Here is a 21,198-nt window from a genome sequence, read left to right on the forward strand (position 1 = left end):
CAGCACTTCGGCACGGCCTTGATGACTTCTATCGCTCGCATAACGTTCAAGGGGTGAGCCCAGCATGAGTTCGACACTATCTGATCAGATCAGTGATATCGGCATCGACGACGTTCCAACGCCCAAGCACTTTCGCGTCATCAAGCGCGGTGGTGATGTCGCCGAGTTCGATGCCAGCAAGATTTCGGTGGCCCTGACCAAGGCCTTTCTGGCCGTGGAAGGCGACAACGCCGCGACGTCCTCGCGCCTTCGCAACCAGGTGCGCGAACTGAGCGAACAGGTGGTCAACGCCTTTCAGCGTCGCATGCCCGATGGCGGCACGCTGCACATCGAAGATATCCAGGATCAGGTCGAACTCGCACTGATGCGCTCCGAGGCGCACAAGGTCGCGCGTGCCTACGTGCTGTACCGTGAAGAGCACGCCCGTGCCCGCGCCGCACGCACTCAGGGCATCGAGAAGCCCCACCCCACCATCAACGTGACTCAGCCCGACGGCAGCAAACAGCCGCTGGATCTGGGCCGTATTGAAGTGCTGGTGACCGAGGCCTGCACGGACCTTGAAAACGTCGACGTCAAGCGCGTGGTCGATGAGTCGCTCAAGAACCTCTATGACGGTGTCACCTCCGACGGCGTCGCCACGGCACTGATGATGACCGCGCGGATGATGGTCGAGCGCGAACCGAACTACACCTTCGTGACCGCTCGTCTGCTTCAGGATAACCTGCGCCGCGAAGCGCTCTCGTTTCTCGAGGTTGCCGATGAGGCCACCTACGGCGACATGGCCGAGCTCTACGCGCCGGCCTTCAAGGCCTACATCGAGCGCGGCATCTCGTTCGATCAGCTCGACCCGGCTCTCAACGACTTCGATCTCGACCGTCTGGGTGCGGCGCTCAACCACGAGCGCGACAGTCAGTTCACCTACCTGGGCCTTCAGACGCTCTATGACCGCTACTTTCTGCACCGGGACGGCGTTCGCTACGAACTGCCCCAGGTCATGTTCATGCGCGTCGCCATGGGTCTTTCGCTGAACGAGGAAGACAAGAACGCCCGTGCGATCGAGTTCTACGAGCTGCTCTCGAGCTTTGACTACATGGCCTCGACCCCGACGCTGTTCAACGCGGGTACCGTGCGCAGCCAGCTTTCCTCCTGCTACCTGACCACAGTGCCGGACGCACTCGATGGCATCTACGGCGCGATCCGCGACAACGCCATGCTGTCCAAGTGGGCCGGCGGGCTTGGTAACGACTGGACACCGGTGCGTGCACTGGGCTCCTACATCAAGGGCACCAACGGCAAGTCTCAGGGCGTTGTGCCGTTTTTGAAGGTCGTCAACGACACCGCGGTCGCGGTCAACCAGGGTGGCAAGCGCAAGGGCGCGGTGTGCTCCTACCTGGAAAGCTGGCACCTGGATCTGGAAGAGTTCCTCGAGCTTCGCAAGAACACCGGTGATGACCGTCGTCGTACCCACGACATGAACACCTCGAACTGGATTCCGGATCTGTTCATGAAGCGCGTGGTCGATGAGCAGGAATGGACGCTGTTCTCGCCTTCTGACGTGCCGGACCTTCATGACCTGTACGGCGCGGCGTTCGAAAAGCGCTACAGCGAATACGAAGAGATGACCCGCACCGGTCAGCTCAAGCTCTTCAAGCGCGTCAATGCCCGCGACCTGTGGCGCAAGATGCTCTCGATGCTGTTTGAAACCGGCCACCCGTGGATCACCTTCAAGGACCCGTGCAACGTTCGAAGCCCGCAGCGTCACGCAGGTGTGGTGCACTCCTCCAACCTGTGTACCGAGATCACGCTCAATACGTCCGCGGACGAAATCGCGGTCTGTAACCTGGGCTCGATCAACCTGGCGGCGCACGTCGTTGACGGCAAGTTCGATTCCGAGAAGCTCAGCCGCACCGTCAAGACCGCGGTTCGCATGCTCGATAACGTGATCGACATCAACTACTACGCCGTCCCGCAGGCCAAGCGCTCCAACTTCCGTCATCGCCCGGTCGGTCTTGGCCTGATGGGCTTCCAGGACGCGCTCTACAAGCAGGGTATCGCCTACGCAAGTGACGGCGCCGTGACCTTCGCCGACCGCTCCATGGAAGAGATCAGCTTCCACGCGATCCAGGCCTCAAGCGCACTGGCGGCCGAACGCGGACGCTATGAAAGCTACGAAGGCTCGCTCTGGAGCCAGGGCGTGCTCCCGATCGACTCGCTTGAGATGCTGGTGCAGGAGCGTGGCGAGCAGTACATCCAGGTCAACCGCGAGCAGACGCTTGACTGGAACAGTCTCCGCGAGACGGTCAAGGCGCAGGGCATGCGTAACTCCAACGTCATGGCAATCGCCCCGACCGCGACCATTTCCAACATCTGTGGCGTCTCGCAGTCGATCGAGCCGACGTATCAGAACCTCTACGTCAAATCGAACCTCTCAGGCGAGTTCACGGTCATCAACCAGCACATGGTCAATGACCTCAAAGAGGCCGGGCTTTGGGATGAGGTGATGATCAATGACCTCAAATACTACGACGGCAGCGTTCAGCTCATCGACCGCGTACCGGACGAGCTCAAGGCGCGCTACGCCACCGCGTTCGAGGTGGAAACCCGCTGGATCGTCGAGGCCGCCGCACGCCGTCAGAAGTGGATCGATCAGGCCCAGTCGCTGAACCTCTACATCTCGGGCGTGTCGGGCAAGAAACTCGATACCACCTACAAGATGGCGTGGGCGCTTGGCCTCAAGACCACCTACTACCTTCGCGCCCAGGCAAGCTCGCGGGTCGAAAAATCGACGCTCAAGGGCACCGACGGCAAGCTGACCGGCGTCAAGGTACCGGAGGCGCAGCAAAACGCCCCGGCCCCGACGCCCGAACCGGACGTTCAGGCACCGCTTGGCTCGGCACCGCCCCAGGCGTGCTCGATCGACGATCCGGACTGCGAAGCCTGCCAATAACGGCCGACGCCCCGGCAGGGCTTCCTGCCGGGTTTCCCGAGAATACGCCGTCGCGTACGCGGCGGTACTGAAAGGATGAGAACGATGCAAGCAACCACAGTGGACGATCAAATCGACACGTCCGGTCTCGGTGAAATCCAGGCCGGCGCCGGGCGTATCGACGCCAGCGAAAAAAGCATGATCAACGGCCGCAGCGACGTGAACCAGCTGCTGCCGCTGAAGTACACCTGGGCGTGGGAAAAATACCTCAATGGCTGCAACAACCATTGGATGCCCACCGAAGTCTCGATGCAGGGCGACATCGCCACCTGGCGCGCGCCGGTCAACAGCCCCCAGGGCCTGACCGAAGACGAAGTTCGCATGCTCAAGCGCAACCTGGGCTTCTTCGCCACCGCCGAGTCGCTGGTCGCCAACAACATCGTGCTTGCGATCTATCGCAACATCACCAACCCCGAATGCCGCCAGTACCTGCTGCGCCAGGCGTTCGAGGAAGCGATTCACACGCACACGTTCCAGTACATCTGCACCTCGCTCGGCCTTGATGAAGGCGAGCTGTTCAACATGTACCGCGAAGTGCCCTCGATCACCGAAAAGGATGCCTGGGCGCTTCAGTACACCCAGAACCTGGAAAACAACGAATTCCAGACCGGCACTCCGGAACGTGACCAGGCGTTTCTGCGCGATCTGATCGCCTTCTACGTCATTTTCGAAGGCATGTGGTTCTACACTGGCTTCGCCCAGATTCTGGCCCTGGGCCGTCGCAACAAGATGGTCGGCATCGCCGAGCAGTACCAGTACATCCTGCGTGACGAGTCGATCCACATGAACTTCGGCATCGACTGCATCAACCAGATCAAGATCGAAAACCCGCACCTGTGGACCGAAGAGTTCCAGGAAGAAGTGCGCGGCATGCTCAAGAACGCCTGCGAGCTGGAAGTGGCCTACGGCCGCGAAACCATGCCCCGCGGCATTCTCGGTCTGAACGCCGATCTGTGCGAGCAGTACATGCACTTCATCACCAACCGCCGCGCCGAGCAGATCGGGCTTACGCCGCTGTTTGAGGAAGTGGACAACCCCTTCCCGTGGATGTCGGAAATCATCGATCTTCCGAAGGAGAAAAACTTCTTCGAAACCCGCGTGACCGAATACCAGACCGGTGGCGCCCTGACCTGGGACTGATGTCACCGGCAACAAAATTGCCCCCAGGCAACGAAAAAGCCCCGCTAATGCGGGGCTTTTTTTTATGGCGCCTGTGTCATGGCGCCTGCGTCTGGCATCAAGAGCCTCGGGTTCAGCCGCAGGAAAACGCGCTGATCACCGCCTCGTCATCGAGTGTGATATTGAGCCGAGACGGGTCGCTGCCCTCGCCCATCGGGGTATCCGGGCGCAGCATTCGATACGACGTCGCCCCACTCTCATCGACGATGATCTGACGGTTTTTCTGATCAAGTGGCTGACCGATCAGCGGCTTCAAGCCGTCAGTGGTGCACTGGCCTGTCGCCATCGACGCGCCTTGCGTCTGCGCCTCTGTAGACGTCGTCTGCGCAGGCTGTGCGCCGTTGGAGGCGGCAGCCTCGCTGGGCGCCTCACTGGAGCCGCCCTGTGATGCGCAGCCGCCAAGGGCCATCAGCGCCACTGCCAGTGAACCGAATGTGATCCGAGCCTTCATACCGCTCTCCTTTGATAAACGCATAAAGCCGACAGCTTACCCGGCTTGCCGGGCGGTGCGCACCCCCTGGGCCAGCGCATGGGTCAGTGAATGCACGCCCTCGATGGCCGCCTGGGGCGATTCGGCCTGCTCGATGGTGTTGACCAGCGCAGACCCCACCACCACTGCATCCGCAGAGCGGGCAACCATCGCCGCGTGCTCGGGCGTCTTGATGCCAAACCCGACCGCAACCGGCAGCGTTGAGTGCAGCTTGAGCCGCTCGACCGCCTTTTCGACCGCCTCACTTGACGCCGACCCCGCGCCGGTCACGCCGGCAACCGAGACGTAGTACAAGAATCCGGACGTATTTTCGAGCACCTTGGGCAGGCGCGCGTCATCCGTCGTTGGCGTGGCCAGACGAATGAAGTTGAGCCCCTTTTCCGCAGCCGGCAGGCACAGCTCGCCGTCGTGCTCAGGCGGCAGGTCGACCACGATCAGTCCATCGATGCCGGCCTCGGCCGCATCGTTTAAAAACGCCTCGACCCCGTAGCGATAGATCGGGTTGTAGTAGCCCATCAGGACAATCGGCGTGTCCTGATCGTGCGCGCGGAAGCGACGCACCATCTCAAGCGTCTTGCGCTGATTCTGGCCGGCCTTGAGCGCGCGCTGGGCGCCTTTCTGAATGGCCGGGCCATCGGCCATCGGGTCGGTAAACGGCATGCCGAGCTCGATGATGTCGGCGCCGGCGGCCGGCAGGCCATCAAGAATGGCCTGGGAGGTTTCCGGGTCCGGGTCGCCGGCGGTCACGAAGGTCACCAGCGCCGAGCGGCCTTCGGCCTTCAGGTCTTCAAAGCGCTGTGTGATGCGCGAGATCGACACGTCGGTTGCGTTTGCCTGTGCTGTCATTGTCCTCTCCTTTAAAACGAATCGCCCAGATACTCGGCAACGCTTGTCATGTCCTTGTCACCGCGGCCGCTGAGGTTCACAACCATCAGGTGATCCTTTGGCAGTTCCGGCGCGCGCTTGGCAATCTCGGCAAGGGCGTGCGCGGTTTCAAGCGCCGGGATGATGCCTTCCTTGCGGCAGCACAGCTGGAACGCATCGATCGCTTCCTGGTCGGTGATCGAGACGTACTCGACCCGCTTGGTGCTGTGAAGATAGGCGTGCTCCGGCCCGATGCCCGGATAGTCGAGCCCGGCCGAAATCGAGTGCGCGTCCTGAATCTGGCCGTCGACGTTTTGAAGCAGATAGGTCCGGTTGCCGTGCAGTACGCCGGGTTCGCCGCCATTGAGGCTCGCCGCGTGCTCGCCGGTCGAAATCCCATGGCCGCCGGCCTCGACGCCGATCATGTGAACGCTCTCATCCTTCAAAAACGGATGAAACAGCCCCATGGCGTTTGATCCACCGCCGATGCAAGCCACCAGCGAATCCGGCAGACGCTGTTCCTTCTCGAGCATCTGATCACGGGTTTCATGACCGATCACGGCCTGAAAGTCTCGTACCATCGCCGGATACGGGTGCGGCCCGGCCACGGTGCCAATGATGTAGAACGTGTCATCGACGTTGGTGACCCAGTCTCTGAGCGCCTCGTTCATCGCGTCCTTGAGCGTGCCCATGCCGGACTCGACCGGGATGACTTCCGCCCCGAGCAGGCGCATCCGGAACACGTTGGCCTGCTGGCGGTCGATGTCGGTCGCGCCCATGTAGACCACGCATTTCATGCCAAAGCGCGCCGCAACGGTTGCGGTCGCCACGCCGTGCATGCCGGCGCCGGTTTCAGCGATGATGCGGTTCTTGCCCATGCGCTTGGCCAGAAGGATCTGACCAATGCAGTTGTTGATCTTGTGCGCGCCGGTGTGATTGAGCTCTTCGCGCTTGAAGTAGATCTTGGCGCCGCCGAAATGCTCGGTCAGGCGTTCGGCGAAATACAGCGGGCTCGGGCGGCCGACGTAATCGCGCTGAAAATAGGCAAGCTCTTCCCGAAAGGCCGGATCATCCTTGGCCGCCTCATAGCAGCCTTGGAGTTCGAGAATAAGCGGCATCAGCGTTTCGGCCACGAACTGGCCACCGAAATCGCCGAAAAAGCCCTGCGGGTCGGGTAAAGCGGATAGTGCGGTCATTAACGAGCCCTCGTCATTGGTCGTTCGATGTCCAAAGCATGGCAAGAAACGCCCCACTTAGAAAGCGACAATTTATCCCTTTAGCGTGACTTTTACTCACACGTTTTCAAGGTATTCACTCAGAATAATGGGATATATACTCGGGACAACATCAAAAAAGGTAACCGATCAGATCGAACGCAAGGACGCCGCATGTCGAAGCTGCCCCCACTGAACGCGCTGCGCGCGTTCGAAGCCACCGCCCGCCTTGGAAGTGTCGTCCAGGCCGCGCGCGAACTGAACGTGACCCATGGCGCCGTCAGCCGGCACTTGAAGACCCTGGATGGGTATTTCGAGTGCGCCCTGTTCGAGCGCGCCGGTCGTCATCTGGCGTTGACCGCCGATGGCCGTCAACTCTACGGCGACGTGCACGAGGGCATCGATCGGCTGAGGCTTGGGTGTCAGGCACTGCTTGACCGACAGCGCGACGCACCGATCGTCCTGCGCTGCCCGGGCAGTTTTCTCGCCCGCTGGCTGATTCCGCACTGGGCACATCTCAAGCAGGCCGTCCCCGGCATCGATGTCCAGGTTGCCGCCAGCGACAGCGCCCTGCCCCAGCGCGGCGAGCGAGAGTCGGCGGTCGTGTTTCTGGATCATACGCCGTCGGGGGCGCTGGTCGAGCGGCTGCTCGAGGAGCGCATCGGCCCGGTCGTAAGCCCGGCCCTTGCCAAACGCTGGCAGGGTGCGCCGCCCTCCGCACTTGTTGGGACGCCACTCCTTCACACCACCTCACGCGCCGCCGCCTGGACGCACTGGGCGACCGCGCGTGGCCTCGATGCCACCACATTGACCCTGGGCCAAGGGTTCGAGCACCTTTTCTACCTGCTCGAAGCGGCGGTGTCGGGCATCGGTGTCGCCATCGCCCCGGAGCTTCTGGTCAAGGCCGATATTGATGCGGGGCGGCTGGTTGCTCCCTGGGGGTTCGAGGCCACCGGCGGGCATCTTTTTCTATGCTCGGGCGGCGCGGTGTCCGAGCGCCGACACCGCGCACTGGCCGAGTGGTTTCATACAACGCTCGCCACAGAAGGCGCACTCGCTAGGGAAGGCTGAGTCGCTGATACCAGCCTGGAGCGAGCTCTGGCGTATAGCGCGGCGCAGGCGACTGCTTGAAAAGCGCCTGACCGAGCGCGAACAGCGTGTTCTCCTCGAACGGCCGGGCCAAAAGCGATACGCCGAACGGCATGCCCGCCTCGGTCATGCCAAGCGGCAGCGTCAGCTCCGGGGCGCCGGTCACGGTCGCCAGATACCCGATCGGGTCGTGATCGACCCTGGTGCACGTAAAGCCCGCCTTGCCAGACGGCGTGCGCGGGTGGGCCGGGCACTCCCGGGTCGGAAAGATCAACACGTCCAGATGCTGCTCGTCCATCAGCGCAACCAGCCGCTCTCGGAGCTTGGGCAACGTATAGGAGAGCGTATCCAGGTAATCGGGGGATACGGTATCGCGGCGCCCGAGGGTGTGCTCCATGCCCTCGATCCGCTCGGGATTGACCTGCTGATGCGGGTTGTGGCGATTGTTTTCCTCGCAGCGCGCGATGATGTCGTTCATGTTCGGTGGCGCGCCCGTGACGCTGTTGCCCAGAAAGCGCTCCATCGCAGGCCGGAACTCGGCGTTTTGAACCGGCGCGATCACCCGGGACCACAGCCGGTCGAACGCCCTGGGAAGCTGCACCGGCGACACCACCGCCCCGCCCTGTTCAAGCGAGGCCACAAGCGGCGTCATGGCGTCATCGATCTGGGCATTGCCTCCGTCAAGGCCGGTCACCCGGCCGACCTTGAGCCCTTCAAGCGTCGCCGGGCCGACCTTGCCAAGCGTCTTGAGCATCGAGGCCGTGAGCCGCTCGGTCGCGTCATCGTCCGAGTCGGTGCCCGCCATCACGCGTGTAATCAGCGCGCTCCCGGAAACGCTTCGAGTCAACGGGCCCGGGGTATCGAAGGTCGGTGACAGAGGCAGAATCCCGCTTCGGCTAATCAGGCCATAGGTCGGCCTGAGCCCGACCAGGCCAGTCACACTTGCAGGCCCCCGTACCGAGCCTTCGGTGTCGGTACCTACCGCGAACGCGGCCAGATTGGCCGCAACGCCCGCCGCCGGGCCGCTGCTGGAGCCTGAGGCGTAACGGTCCGGGTTATAGGGGTTTCGCGTGGTGCCGCCGAGAGAGCTGTACCCGGGCTGGCCGAACGACGCCGCGAACTCGGTCATGTTGGCCTTGGCCAGCACAATCGCCCCGGCCCGCCGCAACCGCTTGATCAAAAAGGCGTCGTCTCGCGGCATCGCGTTTCGAAGCGCCACCGAGCCTCCGGTGGTGGGAAGCCCCTGAACGTTGATGTTGTCCTTGACCAGAAACGGCACCCCGGCAAGCGGCCCGACCTCGTCGCCTCGCGCCCGGGCGCGATCAATGGCGCGAGCCTGATCGAGTGCCCGCGGGTTGACGCGCAGGATGGCATTGACGCCGGGGCCGGTATCATCAAAGGCCCGAATTCGACGCAGATACCACTGCACCAGCTCGGTCGAGCTGATACGGCCATCGTTCAAGGCCGCCACCAACTCCGGAACCGTTTTCTGAAACGGTGAAAACCCATCGGCGCGGCTGTCGCTTGCCGAGACCATCGACGTCAAAAGCATAACCAGGGCGATGATCAGGCCAAGGATTGAGCGATGAATGCCGCGTGGGTAAACACTGCGCGGGAGCGCCATGTCGTCTCCGAACTCGTAAAGCGTTTGGAGCGAGACTTAACCGGAACGGTGAAAAAATGACCACATCGACGAACGTCTAACCGCCCTGGCGGCCGCAGGGCGCTGGGGGCCAAGCGCTGTTTAAAAATGTATCCGGGCCGCCGCCTGGGAAATGGCGGCCGCCGTGAGAGGCGTCAACGCCTAGAAAGAGCCCATCGAGGTGCGTGCAACGTCAGTCAGCGCAAGGGCAAGTCCCGGGCTGCGCCCTGACCGCGCCGTACTCACGACCCATGCCTTGCGCTCAAGCTCGAGTGCACTGCGGTACACCAGCGCGTGCTCGAGCTCAAAGGCCCGGGCAAGCCGGCCGGTATCGCGCCCGACGCCGTCATCAAGCGCGGTAACGATCAACGCCTCGAGCGGTGCAAGATCGCTTCGATGCTCAAGCAGCGCATGCGCCTTGTTGACGGTGTCGTTCATCAGGCCAGCCGCTGGCTTTTCACCAGCCGAACCGCCACCGATTTGGAGTTGGGCGTGTTGCTTTCGATGCCAACGCTGTCCAGCGGAATCAGCGGATTGGTTTCGGGGTAATAGGCCGCGGCGCAGCCCGCCGGCGTATCGTAGCGCACGACCTTGAACGCGGCCGCACGCCGAGTTTGACCATCCGATTCATCGCCGATCAGATCCACGAACTCGCCGGCTTCGAGCCCGAGGCGGGCCATGTCCTCCGAATTCACGAAAATGACCTGACGCTGACCTTCCACGCCGCGGTAGCGGTCGTTGTAGCCATACACGGTGGTGTTGTACTGATCGTGGCTTCGAAGGGTCTGAAGCGTGAGCCAGTTCGAGCGCGCCCTGAGTTTCTGATGAAGCACCTCGGCCGGCAGCGCCGCTGCACTGAACCGGGCCTGTCCGGTCTCGGTCGGAAAGGTGCGCGAGACGTTGGGGTTATCGAGCCAGAAACCGCGCGGGGCGCGAACGCGCTCGTTGAAGCCGTCAAAGCCCGGGATCACCCGAGCGATGTGCTCGCGGATGACGTCGTAGTCGGCGCGAAGCGCGGCCCAGTCGACCACATCATTCCCGAGCACCCGCTCGGCGACCTGCGTGAGAATCTCGACTTCACTGACAAGCGTGCTGGCGGCCGGCTTATGGATGCCCGCCGAGCCGTGGACCATGCTCATCGAGTCCTCGACCGTGATCAATTGCGGCGTGCCATCGGCCTTGCGATCGACCTCGACCCGCCCGAGGCAGGGCAAAATCAACGCGTCCTGGCCAGTCACCAGGTGGCTGCGGTTGAGCTTGGTCGAGATGTGCACGGTCAGATTGCATTGTTTAAGTGCCCGCTCGCAGACCGCGCTGTCGGACGTGGCGCGGGCGAAATTGCCGGCAAGGCCAATAAAAAGCTTGGCGCGCCCCTCATCCATTGCCCGCACGGCGTTGACGGTATCCACCCCGTGCGCTCGCGGCATCGGCGTGTGGTAGGCCGCCTCCAGCGCATCGAGAAACTCGGGCGCCGGCTTCTCATAAATGCCCATGGTGCGATCGCCCTGCACGTTGGAATGCCCCCGCACCGGGCAGGTGCCGGCGCCGGGCTTGCCGATGTTGCCCTTGAGCAGCAACAGATTGACCACTTCTCGAATCGTTGCCACCGAGTGCTCGTGCTGGGTCAGCCCCATCGCCCAGCAGATGATGGTGGCGTTGGAGCGCATGTAGACCTCGGCGGCCTCGATGATCTCCGAGCGCGCAAGCCCTGACTGATCCTCGATCGCCGCCCAGGGCGTCGCCGCCACCTCGGCGCGATACGCTGCAAGCCCGTCGGTGTGGCGGGCGATAAAGGCGTGATCGAGCGCCTCACCCGTGACGTCATCGCGCTCGAACAGCACTTTCGCCATGCCGCGCACGGCGGCCATGTCGCCGCCGAGTTTCGGGCAATAGTAGAACGTACTGACCCGGCCGCTGCCGTTGGTGGCCATTTCGAGCTTTCGCTGCGGGTCGGCGAACCGCTCCAGGCCGCGCTCCTTCAGCGTATTGAAGGCAACGATCTCACAGCCGCGGTCGGCGGCCTCCCTGAGCGTGCCAAGCATGCGCGGATGGTTGGTGCCGGGGTTCTGACCGAAGGTAAAAATCGCCTCGGCCTCTTCGAAATCCTCGAGCAATACGCTGCCCTTGCCCACACCGAGCGAGGCCTCGAGCGCCGCACCGCTGGCCTCATGGCACATGTTGGAGCAGTCCGGCAGATTATTGGTGCCAAAAAGCCGGGCCAGGAGCTGGAACACGTAGGCCGATTCGTTGCAGGCCTTGCCGGAGGTGTAGAACACCGCCTCGTTCGGACCCTCAAGTGCCTTCATGTGGTCGGCGATCAGGTCGAACGCCTCGTGCCACTCGATGGGCTCGTAATGGTCGGTGGCGGCGTTATAGCGCATTGGCGCGGTCAACCGGCCCTGATCCTCGAGACGAAAATCATCCCACCCCATCATCTCGCTGACACTGTGGCGCTTGAAAAAACGGGGCGTCACGCGTTTGGCGGTGGTTTCCCAGGTAACGGCCTTGACGCCGTTTTCGCAGAATTCGAACGACGAGCCGTGTTCGGGGTCGCCCCAGGCGCAGCCGGGGCAATCGAAGCCATCGGGCTGATTGAGTTTCAAAAGCGCCCGAACGTTTGAAAGCGGTGCGCGGCTTTCGGCGATGAACTTGCCAACGGACTTGAGGGCGCCCCAGCCAGCGGCCGGGTGGTGGTACTCGTGGATGCGTTCTTTACTCATGATAAGCCTTGCGCGCCGCCAGGGCGGCGCATCACCGTTCAAACATCAATCGGGGTCCCGGCCGCGACTCAGCAACTGAAGCCTGTGCCCGCGATGGCAACAGATGAGGTTGAGTCCGCACAGACGGGCGGTTTCCACGGCGAGCGTCGAAGGCAGCGACAGTGTGCCAAGCGAGGTCACGCCTGCACGCACGCTCTTTTGAATCAGCTCGAGGCTGCATCGGCTCGAAATCAGAACCGTCTGCGGCATCGTGCCCAAAAGCCCCTTGCCAAGCAGCTTATCCAGCGCGTTATGGCGCCCGATGTCGCGACCTGATGTGAGACGCGCCTGATCATCGACCCCAAGCGCCACGTGATAGCCGGCCTGACTGCGCGCATTCAGCGCCTCAAGCAGGGTCTGCCACTGCTCGGGGGCGGGCAACCCTGCCGGCGGAAGCTGGCGCAGCCCTTCGAACATCAGCCCTTCCTCGGCCGTGCCACAGCGCCCGCAGCTGCTGGTAGAGGCACCAACCCGCCGACGCTCTCGGGCCTGCGCCTCCAGATGCTCAGGCACGGTAAGTCGCACCAGATGGCCGTGTCGCAGCGGTCGTTGATCGATGGCCTCTATCTGACTGACGTGTCGAATCAAGCCTTCGCTGAACGCGAATCCGGTGGCCCAGGCCTCGAGGTCTTCGGGCGAGGCCAGAACGGAGGCAAAGGCCATCTCGTTCAGGGCAAGCGTTACCGCCTGCTCCTCCGGGCCATTCAGGCTCTCTGGCCGCAAATCAACGGCCCATTCGTAGACGTTTGGCGTTTTAGAAGACATAACAGGGACTCACGTTGGGGTCGGTTCGAGCCGCCGTGTACCACTAAAGTTTACGGCGATAACAACAAGCAGGCTAATCAACAGCGCCGATATCGACATAGAGCGTATCTATCAAAAGTGGCGCCAGGCCCGCGCTGGCGTGTTTGAGGATAGAACGCGAACGCCCGCACGGGCCGGCGCTCAAAAGACACCAAGCACCGCACTGAGGCGGGCAAGCTGGTAGTCGCGCCGCTTCCATAAAAGCCCCAGCCGCGATGGCGCAGGCAGCGATGGCAGCGCATGGCACGTCAAGGGTTCGTCGGTCAGCGTGGCCGCCAGACGCTCGGGCACCACGGTCACGGCGCGGTCCTGCTTCAAGAGCACGATCAGCATCGCCATGGAGTCGACCTCGACCACCGCCTCGGTATTGGCACCCTCGCGCTCGAGGCGCGCACGGATCAACTGGTGCTGCTGCATGTCGGAGGTCAGCATGTAAAGCGGCTGTCCGGCAAGTGAGGCCCAGTCCACCGGCTCGGAAAGTTCAACCGAGGGCGAGGCCAGCACGCTGTACTGCTCCTCGAACAGCGGCCGCGCCACAAAAGGCTCCGCCGCCGGCAAATCCAGATAGCTGATCGCGAGATCGACCTCCTCGTCGGCAAGCGCCTGCATCAACGCAAGCGCGGTGTACTCGCGAACGCGGAGTCGAAGCGACGGGAACGCGGTGCGAAGCCCAGCCAGGCGCGAGGCGACCTCACCGAGCGCCGAGGGCACGATGCCGATGGTCAACCAACCGCTTGGGCCCTGGGTCGGGTCCAGCTCGGCGTAAAGCTCGTCGAATTCCGACAGGATGCGGCGGGCGTGCGCCAGCACTCGCTGACCTTCCTGGGTAAACCCTTCAAAGCGGCGCCCACGGCGAATGAGCGGCGTGCCCAGTTCCTGTTCGAGCTGCTTGAGCCGGGCAGAGAGCGTCGGCTGGGTGACGTTGACGCGCTCGGCCGCCCGCCCGAAGTGGCGCTCGCGCGCGAGTGCAACCAGAAAGCGGAGCTGGCGATGATCCATGCTCAGGCGAGCCGGTGCGCTTCGATCCAGCCAAGCGCGGCGGTCATGTCATGTGCAACGAACACCGCCCCGCTGAAGTCATGCGCGGCCGAATACGCGTTTGGAATGGCGATCACCTCGACGCCGGCGCGCACGGCCGACGTGACCCCGTGCGAGGTGTCCTCAAGCGCGATCGCCTCGTGGGGCGCCAGTCCCATCACGTCAAGCGCGCGGGTATAGCTTTCCGGGTCGGGTTTACTGCGCGCCACATCCTGGCGCGCGACTCGCACCTCAAACGCCTGCCCATGCCCCAGGTTTTCAAGAATCGCATCGACTTCCTCATGGCCGCTGCCGGTCACCAGCGCGCGCCGAAGCCCAAGCGCCTCACAGCGCGCAAGGGTTGCCTCGACGCCTTCGAGCATGGCCAAGGGGGAGCGCCGGAAGCATTCGGCGGTGCGCGCGGTCTTTTCATTGATGAGCACCTCGTCAGCCACATCCAGCGCCGGATGCAGCTGTTTCAGACGCTCGACACTGGTGGTCACGGGGTTGCCGGAGTAATGCGCCTTGTACTCGTCCTCGTCGATGTGAACCTCGTACGGGGCAAGCACATCGTTCCACACCGCCCGGTGCGCGCTTTCGGAATCGACCAGGGTGCCGTCGCAGTCGAACAGGATGGCCTTGAGCGTCATTTGAGGGTCCTTAAAGTCAGAGATCACATCGGAAAGCCCAACAGTAGCATGGCGCCCACGGGACAGCGACGCCGCGCCTCACCCGGCTACTGCCGTCACCCGGCCATCGCCCTCACCCGGCCATCGCCCTCACGCGGAAGGCTCGACATCCGGGCGGCAATGAAAGGCACTACCAAAAAGCAAGGCAAATGATTTTGATAACTCTTCTCATTTGAAATAGGATAGTCGTTACACCATTTCATCGGGTCACTGCAGGAGGCTGCCTTCCTATGAGTTCCATCATGTTCGACGGTGAGTCCGGGGGACACACGGCCGTGCAAGACACCCCCATGGATCTGATCGAATCGTTTCAACTCAACGATTTCCTGTTCAGCTCACCGCATCGAACGCTGCTCGCCAAAGGCTGCCTGTTCAACGCCCACAGCAACCGGCCGGCAACGCCCGAGACCCTCGACGAGCAGGTCAGCGCCCTGTTCAGCCGCGCGCGGCGCGAGGGCCAGACCAACCCGGTAGTGGTCGGCGCCCTGCCCTTCGACACGACCCAACCTGCGCACCTTTACGTTCCGAAGCACTGGTTCGAAACATCGGCGCTGAGTCTTGAAGCACGCCATGACCTGAGCCGCACGCCAGTGCGCGTAACGCCGACCGAGCACGCGCTATTCCCGCGCCCTCAGGGCTATCGCGACGGCGTCGAACAGGCGCTGGAAGCCATGCGGCAGGGCCGGGTCGAAAAGATCGTGCTGGCCCGAACGCTTGAGATGAACACCGACCAAAGCGTCGATCTCAAGCCGCTCATCAAACGATTGATCGCCATTAACCCGCGCGGCTACAGCTTCTCACTGCCAATGACCCCCGAGCAGCCCGACAGCGCCCCGGCCCATGCCTTCATCGGCGCAAGCCCGGAGCTTCTGGTCCGCCGCGAGGGCAATCAGGTCATCGTCAACCCGCTGGCCGGCTCGATCCCGCGTCATTCGGACGAGAGCGAAGATCAACGCCGGGCAAGTGAGCTGGCCGCCTCCGACAAGGACCGTCGCGAACACGCGCTGGTGATCGACGCCGTCATCGACGGCCTTTCGCCCTACTGCGCCCATCTCGACATCCCGGACGGCCCCTCGGTGATCGGCACAGACACCCTGTGGCATCTGTCGACCACCATCGTCGGCGAGCTCAAGGACCCCGACACCACCTCGCTTGAGCTGGCGGCCGCCATGCACCCCACCCCGGCGGTGTGCGGGCATGCACGCCAGGCGGCCTACCAGGCGATTCATGACATCGAACCGTTCAAGCGCGGTTATTTCGCCGGCGCCGTCGGCTGGTGCGACAGCGAAGGCAATGGCGAGTGGTCGGTGGCGATTCGCTGCGCCGATGTCCACGACACCCACGTTCGTCTGTACGCCGGCGCCGGGCTCGTTCCGGGCTCGGACCCACAAAAGGAGCTGGTCGAAACCGGCACGAAACTGAAAACCATGCTCAACGCCATGGGACTGGACGCACTGAATACATTATGAGCACCAACGACTACACCGCCGCCGACCTGGACGACATTCGCGCCAAATCACCGGACTACCCCGAGGCGTTCAAGCAGCACTACCGCGATCAGGGCCTCTGGAGTGATCAGACCTTCGGCGCGCTTTTAAAAACGCAGGCCGAGCGCTTCGCCGCCGACCCGGCTCTGATCGAAGGTGAGACACGGCTGAGCTACCGCGCCCTCGACGCCCGAGTCGATCGCCTGTGCGCAGGCCTTCAACGAAGCGGGCTCAAAAAGGGTGACCGCGTGGTGGTGCAGCTTGGCAACCGGGCCTCGTTCGTCGTCACGACGTTCGCGCTTTTCCGGCTCGGCCTCTTGCCGGTGTTCGCACTGCCGGCGCACCGCGCCAAGGAAATCACTCACTTCTGCACGGCATCAAACGCCCGCGCGCTGATCACCATGGCCGACCGCGTCAGCGGCCAGCCGCGCTTTGACTTCAGAACCCTTGCCCGCGAGGTCAAGGCCGCCTGCCCGGCGCTCGAGCAGGTCTACATCGACGGGGCGCCCGAGGAGTTCAACGCGCTCGAGTCGCTTTCGTGCGACGCGCCGCTGATCGAGGACTGGCCGGTCGTGGGCGCCGACGATCTGGCGTTTTTCCAGCTCTCCGGCGGCACCACCGGGCTTTCCAAGCTCATCCCGAGACGCCATCAGGATTACCTCTATAGCGTGATCGGAAGCCTGGCACCGTGCGGCTTCGATGAACGCACCACCTATCTGGTCGCCCTGCCGGGGGCGCACAACTTCCCCATGAGTTCACCGGGCTTTCTCGGCGTGATCGCCGCCGGCGGCTGCATGGTGATGGCCCCCGAGCCCTCACCGACCACCTGTTTCGAGCTGATCGAGCGCGAAGGCGTGACCCACACGGCGCTGGTGCCACCGCTTGCGATGCTGTGGCTCGACGCCGCCCCGCACACCCAGCGCGATCTATCCTCATTGAGCGTGCTTCAGGTCGGCGGCTCGAAGATGAACTCGGAAGCGGCCAAGCGGGTCGGTCCGATACTTGGCTGCACGCTTCAGCAGGTATTTGGCATGGCCGAGGGCCTGGTGAACTACACCCGCCTCGACGATGACGAGGACGTGATCCTCTACACCCAGGGCCGACCGATCTCGGCGCTTGATGAAGTGCGCATCGTCGATGACCACGGTCAGCCGGTCGCCCCGGGCACCCCCGGCAATCTTCAAACCCGCGGGCCCTATACCATTCGCGGGTATTTCGATAATCCGGACGTCAACGCCAAGAGCTTTACCGAGGATGGCTTCTACTGCACCGGCGATGTGGTCGCCCAGACCCCGGCGGGCTATCTGATCGTCGGCGGACGCGAAAAGGATCAGATCAACCGCGGCGGCGAGAAGATTTCGCCGGAAGAGGTGGAAAACCTGATCCTCGCCCACCCGGACGTCTTCGATACCGCGGTGGTGGCGATGCCGGACGACTTTCTCGGTGAGCGCCCCTGCGCCTTCGTGATTCCAAGGAAAGGCGCCACTGCCCCCGACACGCCGACGCTGGTCGACTTCCTGAAAACAAGGGGCCTGGCCACGTTCAAACTGCCGGATCAGGTTCGCACGATTGACGCCTTCCCCCACACAGGGGTGGGCAAGATCAGCAAGAAGGCGCTCCGCCAGGCCCTCAAGGACACCTATTTCTCGGCCTGAGCCCTCGCTTTATTCGACCCACATGCTCAAGGAGTGTTTCGATGACCATCCCCGCAATTGCAAGCTACCCCATGCCGAGTGCGGCCGACCAGCCCGACAACCGGGTCGACTGGCAGGTCGAACCAGACCGGGCGGTACTTCTGATTCACGACATGCAGGAGTACTTTCTCAACAAGTTTGATCGCAGTCAGGCCCCGATTCCGGCGCTGATCGAGAACATCGCCGCCCTTCGCGCCATCGCCGACCGTGCCGGCATCCCGGTGGTCTACACCGCGCAGCCGACCGATCAACCGGACGGCGACCGCGCCCTGCTCAACGACTTCTGGGGCCCGGGTCTGCCCGCTGCGCCCGAACAGGCACCCGTCGTCGATAGACTCGCGCCGAGTGCGAAGGACACGGTGCTGACCAAGTGGCGCTACAGCGCCTTTCAGCGCTCACCGCTTCGCGACATGATGCGTGAGCAGGGCCGAGATCAACTGATCGTGACCGGCGTCTACGCCCACATCGGCTGCCTGGCCTCGGCGCTGGAGGCCTTCATGCAGGACGTCCAGCCGTTTTTCGTGCTCGACGCCCTGGCGGACTTCTCCCTCGAGGAGCACCTGATGGCCACAAGCTACGTTGCCAAGCGCTGTGGCGTGACCCAGACTCGCGCGACCATTACCAACGCACTGACCCATCACGCCACCAGCGAGACCGAGGCATGACCGATACGCTTTCAATGCTCAAGGCCGAGCTCGACCCCTTGATCGAACACGACGTCTCAACGCTCGCCCCCAGCGACAACCTGTTGTTCATGGGGCTTGATTCCATGCGCATGATGACGCTTGCCGAGCGCTTGAGTCGTCATGGCTACAGCGTGTCCTTCATGGACCTGGCCGAAAACCCGACCCTCGATGATTGGGTTGCCTTGCTCGACAACACCTAACAACTACGCAGGACCGCCATGACCACGTCAACTCACATCGCCGCGGCGCCGGCGCCCACTCGGAAAAAGCGCCCACCGCGGCTTCTGGAAGTCACGCGGACCGAGCCGCTCTCCGAGCACATGGTGCGCATCTTTTTAGGGGGCGAGGCGCTGGCAGGCTTTCCCGACAACGCTCCGGGCGGCCACTTGAAGGTCTTTCTGCCCCGCGATCACCAGAGCACGCCCAGTCTGCCGGAACTGACCGCCGACGGCCCGATCTGGCCCGAGCCCGAGGAACGGCCGATCACCCGCACCTATTCAGTGCGACAGATGGACACCGAGCGCGGTGAGCTTGCCATCGATTTCGTGCTGCACGGCGATAACGGCCCGGCGTCGCGCTGGGCCGCCCGGGCCACCCAGGGCGATCTCATTGGCATTTCCGGCCCCGGCGGCCCACTGCCGCTTTTAAAGCCGGCCGATCACTACCTGCTGGCAGGCGACCTCTCGGCCCTGCCCGCGATGATCGCGCTGTGTGAAGCGCTGCCAGGTAACGCTTCGGGTCATGTGTTGATCGAGGCGATCGATGAGCGTGATCACATCGACTTCGAGCATCCGCCCGGCCTTAAAATCCACTGGCTCTACCGTGGCGCCCAGGCGGCTTGCGAGTCGATGCGCCTGATCGAGGCCGCCCGCGCCCTGTCGTTTGACGAAAACGCTGTGGTCTTTGGCTGGGCCGGCGGCGAGAACAGCGCCGTCCTCGCCCTGCGTGATCATTTTCGAAACACACTCGCCCTGCCCAAGGGGCGCTTCTACGCTGTGCCGTACTGGAAGGATCAATTCAGCGAGGAGCGCTACCACCAGGAGCGCCATCGCATCATGGATGAAAACGAATGACCCAGGCTTTCGATCAACAGTTCAGCGGGCGTGTCGTCCTCGTCAGCGGCGCCGCCCAGGGCATCGGCCGAACCCTGATGGAGCGTCTGCTGCATGCGGGGGCGCATGTGGCTGCGCTCGATATTGATGCCAAGGCGCTGGCTCTGGCGGCCGGCACCCTCAATGCGGGGGATCGCCTGAGCGTTCATGGCGTCGATGTCAGCGACCCGGCGGCGGTCGAACACGCGGTCGCGGCCGCCGAGACCCATCACGGCCGGATCGACCATCTGGCCTGTGTCGCCGGTACGCTTCAGATGGGACGCCTGCTCGAATTGAGCGACGCCCAGTGGCAGAACGCGTTTCGCGTCAATACCGACGGGGTGTTCTATCTAACCCGCGCGGTAGGCAAGCGCATGATGACGCGCCGGGAAGGCTCGGTGGTGGTAGTCAGCTCCAACGCGGCGTCCACACCTCGAATGTCGATGGGCGCGTACTGCGCCTCGAAAGCGGCAGCCACGCAGATGACGCGCTGTCTGGGCCTGGAACTTGCCGAGTACGGCATTCGCTGCAATGTGGTCTCACCGGGCTCCACCGACACGGAGATGCTGCATGGCATGTGGCAGTCGCCGGCCGACCGCGACACCACTCTCGAGGGCTCGCTCGAGACCTACAAGGCCGGCATTCCACTCAAGCGCATTGCTGCCCCGGATGACATCTGCGAGGGCATCCTTTATCTGCTCTCAGACAGCGCGCGCCACATCACCCTGCATGACCTGCGTCTCGATGGCGGCGCGACCCTCGGGCAGATCTAGCGACTGATCGCCCCGTGATCGCCCGCAATCGGCGGGCGATCACGAATGCACCCGCCCAAACAGATAGACGCCACCCACCACTAGACAGGCAAGCGCCCCGAGGCCCATCGCCGCCCGGCCGTGCCGGCGCGCGGCAGTGAGCGCCGGCTCACCGCCCACACGCACTAGAAGCGCCAGCCCGTAGAACCGCGCGCCTCGCCCCAGCGCGCAGGCCAGTAGAAACAGCGCCAGCGGGTACTGAGCCGCGCCAGCCCCTAGAAGCGCGACCTGAAACGGCACCGGCGTGAACGCCACCATGACGATGGCCCAGAAGCCGTGGGCCTGCATGGTAGCAACGAAGGCCTCGAAATGATCGAGCGTGCCGGTCCAGCTCAGAAGCGAATGCCCGATGCTCTCCATCGCGAGCGCCCCCACCCCGTAGCCGATCAGCGCCGCCAGCAGATTTCCCGCAAGCGCAATCGTTGCAAGCCACATGCCGCGGCGCGGGTTGGCAAGCATCCACGGCACCAAAAGTGCGTCGATCGGCAGGGGCAGAATCAAAATTTCGCACAGCGCCGCCAGAAACAGCACGGCATTGGCCCACCTCGCTTGTGACGCGGCCTGAAGACGCTGAAACAACGCATAAATCCGAGACGACGCCAAGGCCGTACTCCTTTCAATGAAAAAACCCCGATGCGAACGCATCGGGGTTGTCGTGATACCACGGGGCCCAGAGCCAGACAAGCGCCGGCCCG

The 21,198-nt window shown here is 63.3% G+C and carries 19 protein-coding genes; 9 read left to right on the forward strand and 10 right to left on the reverse strand.

Annotation, left to right across the window (positions count from 1 at the left end):
• Positions 1–64 precede the first annotated feature (64 nt).
• Positions 65–2,947, forward strand: coding sequence for a ribonucleoside-diphosphate reductase subunit alpha (locus NAT49_RS06405; protein ID WP_251592289.1), 2,883 nt, complete (start codon positions 65–67; stop codon positions 2,945–2,947).
• A gap of 84 nt (positions 2,948–3,031) precedes the next feature.
• Positions 3,032–4,126 carry a ribonucleotide-diphosphate reductase subunit beta gene (locus NAT49_RS06410; protein ID WP_251592291.1) on the forward strand — a complete coding sequence of 365 codons (1,095 nt, stop codon included), beginning with the start codon at positions 3,032–3,034 and terminating at the stop codon, positions 4,124–4,126.
• Between the two features lie 112 nt (positions 4,127–4,238).
• On the opposite strand, the gene NAT49_RS06415 is transcribed toward NAT49_RS06410, so the two are convergent.
• Genes NAT49_RS06415 through trpB form a run of 3 tightly spaced genes read right to left on the reverse strand, consistent with a single transcriptional unit; the run spans position 4,239 to position 6,715 of the window.
• Positions 4,239–4,616 (reverse strand): I78 family peptidase inhibitor, encoded by a 378-nt coding sequence (locus NAT49_RS06415; RefSeq protein WP_251592294.1) that lies wholly within the window; start codon positions 4,614–4,616, stop codon positions 4,239–4,241.
• Positions 4,617–4,652: 36 nt separating this feature from the next.
• Positions 4,653–5,501, reverse strand: a complete 849-nt coding sequence (trpA, locus tag NAT49_RS06420; RefSeq protein ID WP_251592303.1) for a tryptophan synthase subunit alpha — start codon at positions 5,499–5,501, stop codon at positions 4,653–4,655.
• 11 nt (positions 5,502–5,512) lie between these two features.
• A complete protein-coding gene (gene trpB / locus NAT49_RS06425; RefSeq protein WP_251592305.1) occupies positions 5,513–6,715 on the reverse strand; it encodes a tryptophan synthase subunit beta in 1,203 nt (400 codons plus the stop codon).
• A gap of 192 nt (positions 6,716–6,907) precedes the next feature.
• Between trpB and NAT49_RS06430 the strand changes: the two genes are divergently transcribed.
• Complete coding sequence (locus tag NAT49_RS06430) at positions 6,908–7,804, forward strand: LysR family transcriptional regulator (protein ID WP_251592306.1); 897 nt, start codon at positions 6,908–6,910, stop codon at positions 7,802–7,804.
• Here NAT49_RS06430 and NAT49_RS06435 read toward each other — a convergent pair.
• The 6 genes from NAT49_RS06435 to NAT49_RS06460 all read right to left on the reverse strand — a co-directional run bounded on the left by NAT49_RS06435 (position 7,791) and on the right by NAT49_RS06460 (position 14,694).
• Positions 7,791–9,446: an amidase gene (locus NAT49_RS06435; RefSeq protein ID WP_251592308.1), complete on the reverse strand. Its 1,656-nt coding sequence runs from the start codon at positions 9,444–9,446 to the stop codon at positions 7,791–7,793. The two genes, NAT49_RS06430 and NAT49_RS06435, sit on opposite strands and share 14 nt — an antisense overlap.
• A gap of 180 nt (positions 9,447–9,626) precedes the next feature.
• Positions 9,627–9,902, reverse strand: a complete 276-nt coding sequence (locus tag NAT49_RS06440) for a hypothetical protein (RefSeq protein WP_251592310.1) — start codon at positions 9,900–9,902, stop codon at positions 9,627–9,629.
• Entirely contained in the window at positions 9,902–12,184 is a 2,283-nt protein-coding gene (locus NAT49_RS06445) for an FdhF/YdeP family oxidoreductase (RefSeq protein WP_251592319.1), read from the reverse strand. Before NAT49_RS06445 ends, NAT49_RS06440 begins: the two co-directional genes overlap by 1 nt.
• 45 nt (positions 12,185–12,229) lie before the next feature.
• Positions 12,230–12,988: a formate dehydrogenase accessory sulfurtransferase FdhD gene (locus NAT49_RS06450; protein WP_251592321.1), complete on the reverse strand. Its 759-nt coding sequence runs from the start codon at positions 12,986–12,988 to the stop codon at positions 12,230–12,232.
• 180 nt (positions 12,989–13,168) lie between these two features.
• A complete protein-coding gene (locus NAT49_RS06455) occupies positions 13,169–14,026 on the reverse strand; it encodes a LysR family transcriptional regulator (RefSeq protein ID WP_251592323.1) in 858 nt (285 codons plus the stop codon).
• Between the two features lie 2 nt (positions 14,027–14,028).
• Positions 14,029–14,694: an HAD family hydrolase gene (locus tag NAT49_RS06460; RefSeq protein ID WP_251592325.1), complete on the reverse strand. Its 666-nt coding sequence runs from the start codon at positions 14,692–14,694 to the stop codon at positions 14,029–14,031.
• A gap of 269 nt (positions 14,695–14,963) precedes the next feature.
• Here NAT49_RS06460 and NAT49_RS06465 point away from each other — a divergent pair, with 269 nt between their 5' ends.
• From NAT49_RS06465 to NAT49_RS06485, 6 genes are read left to right on the forward strand one after another with little or no spacing between them, the layout of a single operon-like run.
• The gene (locus NAT49_RS06465) at positions 14,964–16,202 is read left to right on the forward strand and encodes an isochorismate synthase (protein WP_251592327.1); all 1,239 of its coding nucleotides are present in this window, start codon (positions 14,964–14,966) and stop codon (positions 16,200–16,202) included.
• Positions 16,199–17,875 (forward strand): (2,3-dihydroxybenzoyl)adenylate synthase, encoded by a 1,677-nt coding sequence (locus NAT49_RS06470; protein ID WP_251592329.1) that lies wholly within the window; start codon positions 16,199–16,201, stop codon positions 17,873–17,875. The genes NAT49_RS06465 and NAT49_RS06470 overlap by 4 nt, the downstream gene beginning before the upstream one ends.
• A gap of 41 nt (positions 17,876–17,916) precedes the next feature.
• Positions 17,917–18,579: an isochorismatase family protein gene (locus NAT49_RS06475; protein WP_285836053.1), complete on the forward strand. Its 663-nt coding sequence runs from the start codon at positions 17,917–17,919 to the stop codon at positions 18,577–18,579.
• A complete protein-coding gene (locus NAT49_RS15000; RefSeq protein WP_285836054.1) occupies positions 18,576–18,800 on the forward strand; it encodes a phosphopantetheine-binding protein in 225 nt (74 codons plus the stop codon). The genes NAT49_RS06475 and NAT49_RS15000 overlap by 4 nt, the downstream gene beginning before the upstream one ends.
• Positions 18,801–18,818: 18 nt before the next feature.
• Positions 18,819–19,673: a siderophore-interacting protein gene (locus NAT49_RS06480; protein WP_251592331.1), complete on the forward strand. Its 855-nt coding sequence runs from the start codon at positions 18,819–18,821 to the stop codon at positions 19,671–19,673.
• Positions 19,670–20,464 (forward strand): 2,3-dihydro-2,3-dihydroxybenzoate dehydrogenase, encoded by a 795-nt coding sequence (locus tag NAT49_RS06485; RefSeq protein WP_251592334.1) that lies wholly within the window; start codon positions 19,670–19,672, stop codon positions 20,462–20,464. The genes NAT49_RS06480 and NAT49_RS06485 overlap by 4 nt, the downstream gene beginning before the upstream one ends.
• A gap of 39 nt (positions 20,465–20,503) precedes the next feature.
• Here NAT49_RS06485 and NAT49_RS06490 read toward each other — a convergent pair whose 3' ends face one another.
• A complete protein-coding gene (locus NAT49_RS06490; RefSeq protein WP_251592336.1) occupies positions 20,504–21,106 on the reverse strand; it encodes a YqaA family protein in 603 nt (200 codons plus the stop codon).
• Positions 21,107–21,198: the final 92 nt, after the last annotated feature.

It is taken from the genome of Larsenimonas suaedae (genome assembly GCF_023712105.1).
In the GTDB taxonomy this organism is placed as follows: Bacteria; Pseudomonadota; Gammaproteobacteria; order Pseudomonadales; family Halomonadaceae; genus Larsenimonas; species Larsenimonas suaedae.

Coding starts and splice junctions, on each gene's coding strand:
- NAT49_RS06405 (WP_251592289.1), top strand. CDS start 65: ATGAGTTCGACACTATCTGATCAGATCAGTGATATCGGCATCGACGAC.
- NAT49_RS06410 (WP_251592291.1), top strand. CDS start 3,032: ATGCAAGCAACCACAGTGGACGATCAAATCGACACGTCCGGTCTCGGT.
- NAT49_RS06415 (WP_251592294.1), bottom strand. CDS start 4,616: ATGAAGGCTCGGATCACATTCGGTTCACTGGCAGTGGCGCTGATGGCC.
- trpA (WP_251592303.1), bottom strand. CDS start 5,501: ATGACAGCACAGGCAAACGCAACCGACGTGTCGATCTCGCGCATCACA.
- trpB (WP_251592305.1), bottom strand. CDS start 6,715: ATGACCGCACTATCCGCTTTACCCGACCCGCAGGGCTTTTTCGGCGAT.
- NAT49_RS06430 (WP_251592306.1), top strand. CDS start 6,908: ATGTCGAAGCTGCCCCCACTGAACGCGCTGCGCGCGTTCGAAGCCACC.
- NAT49_RS06435 (WP_251592308.1), bottom strand. CDS start 9,446: ATGGCGCTCCCGCGCAGTGTTTACCCACGCGGCATTCATCGCTCAATC.
- NAT49_RS06440 (WP_251592310.1), bottom strand. CDS start 9,902: ATGAACGACACCGTCAACAAGGCGCATGCGCTGCTTGAGCATCGAAGC.
- NAT49_RS06445 (WP_251592319.1), bottom strand. CDS start 12,184: ATGAGTAAAGAACGCATCCACGAGTACCACCACCCGGCCGCTGGCTGG.
- NAT49_RS06450 (WP_251592321.1), bottom strand. CDS start 12,988: ATGTCTTCTAAAACGCCAAACGTCTACGAATGGGCCGTTGATTTGCGG.
- NAT49_RS06455 (WP_251592323.1), bottom strand. CDS start 14,026: ATGGATCATCGCCAGCTCCGCTTTCTGGTTGCACTCGCGCGCGAGCGC.
- NAT49_RS06460 (WP_251592325.1), bottom strand. CDS start 14,694: ATGACGCTCAAGGCCATCCTGTTCGACTGCGACGGCACCCTGGTCGAT.
- NAT49_RS06465 (WP_251592327.1), top strand. CDS start 14,964: ATGAGTTCCATCATGTTCGACGGTGAGTCCGGGGGACACACGGCCGTG.
- NAT49_RS06470 (WP_251592329.1), top strand. CDS start 16,199: ATGAGCACCAACGACTACACCGCCGCCGACCTGGACGACATTCGCGCC.
- NAT49_RS06475 (WP_285836053.1), top strand. CDS start 17,917: ATGACCATCCCCGCAATTGCAAGCTACCCCATGCCGAGTGCGGCCGAC.
- NAT49_RS15000 (WP_285836054.1), top strand. CDS start 18,576: ATGACCGATACGCTTTCAATGCTCAAGGCCGAGCTCGACCCCTTGATC.
- NAT49_RS06480 (WP_251592331.1), top strand. CDS start 18,819: ATGACCACGTCAACTCACATCGCCGCGGCGCCGGCGCCCACTCGGAAA.
- NAT49_RS06485 (WP_251592334.1), top strand. CDS start 19,670: ATGACCCAGGCTTTCGATCAACAGTTCAGCGGGCGTGTCGTCCTCGTC.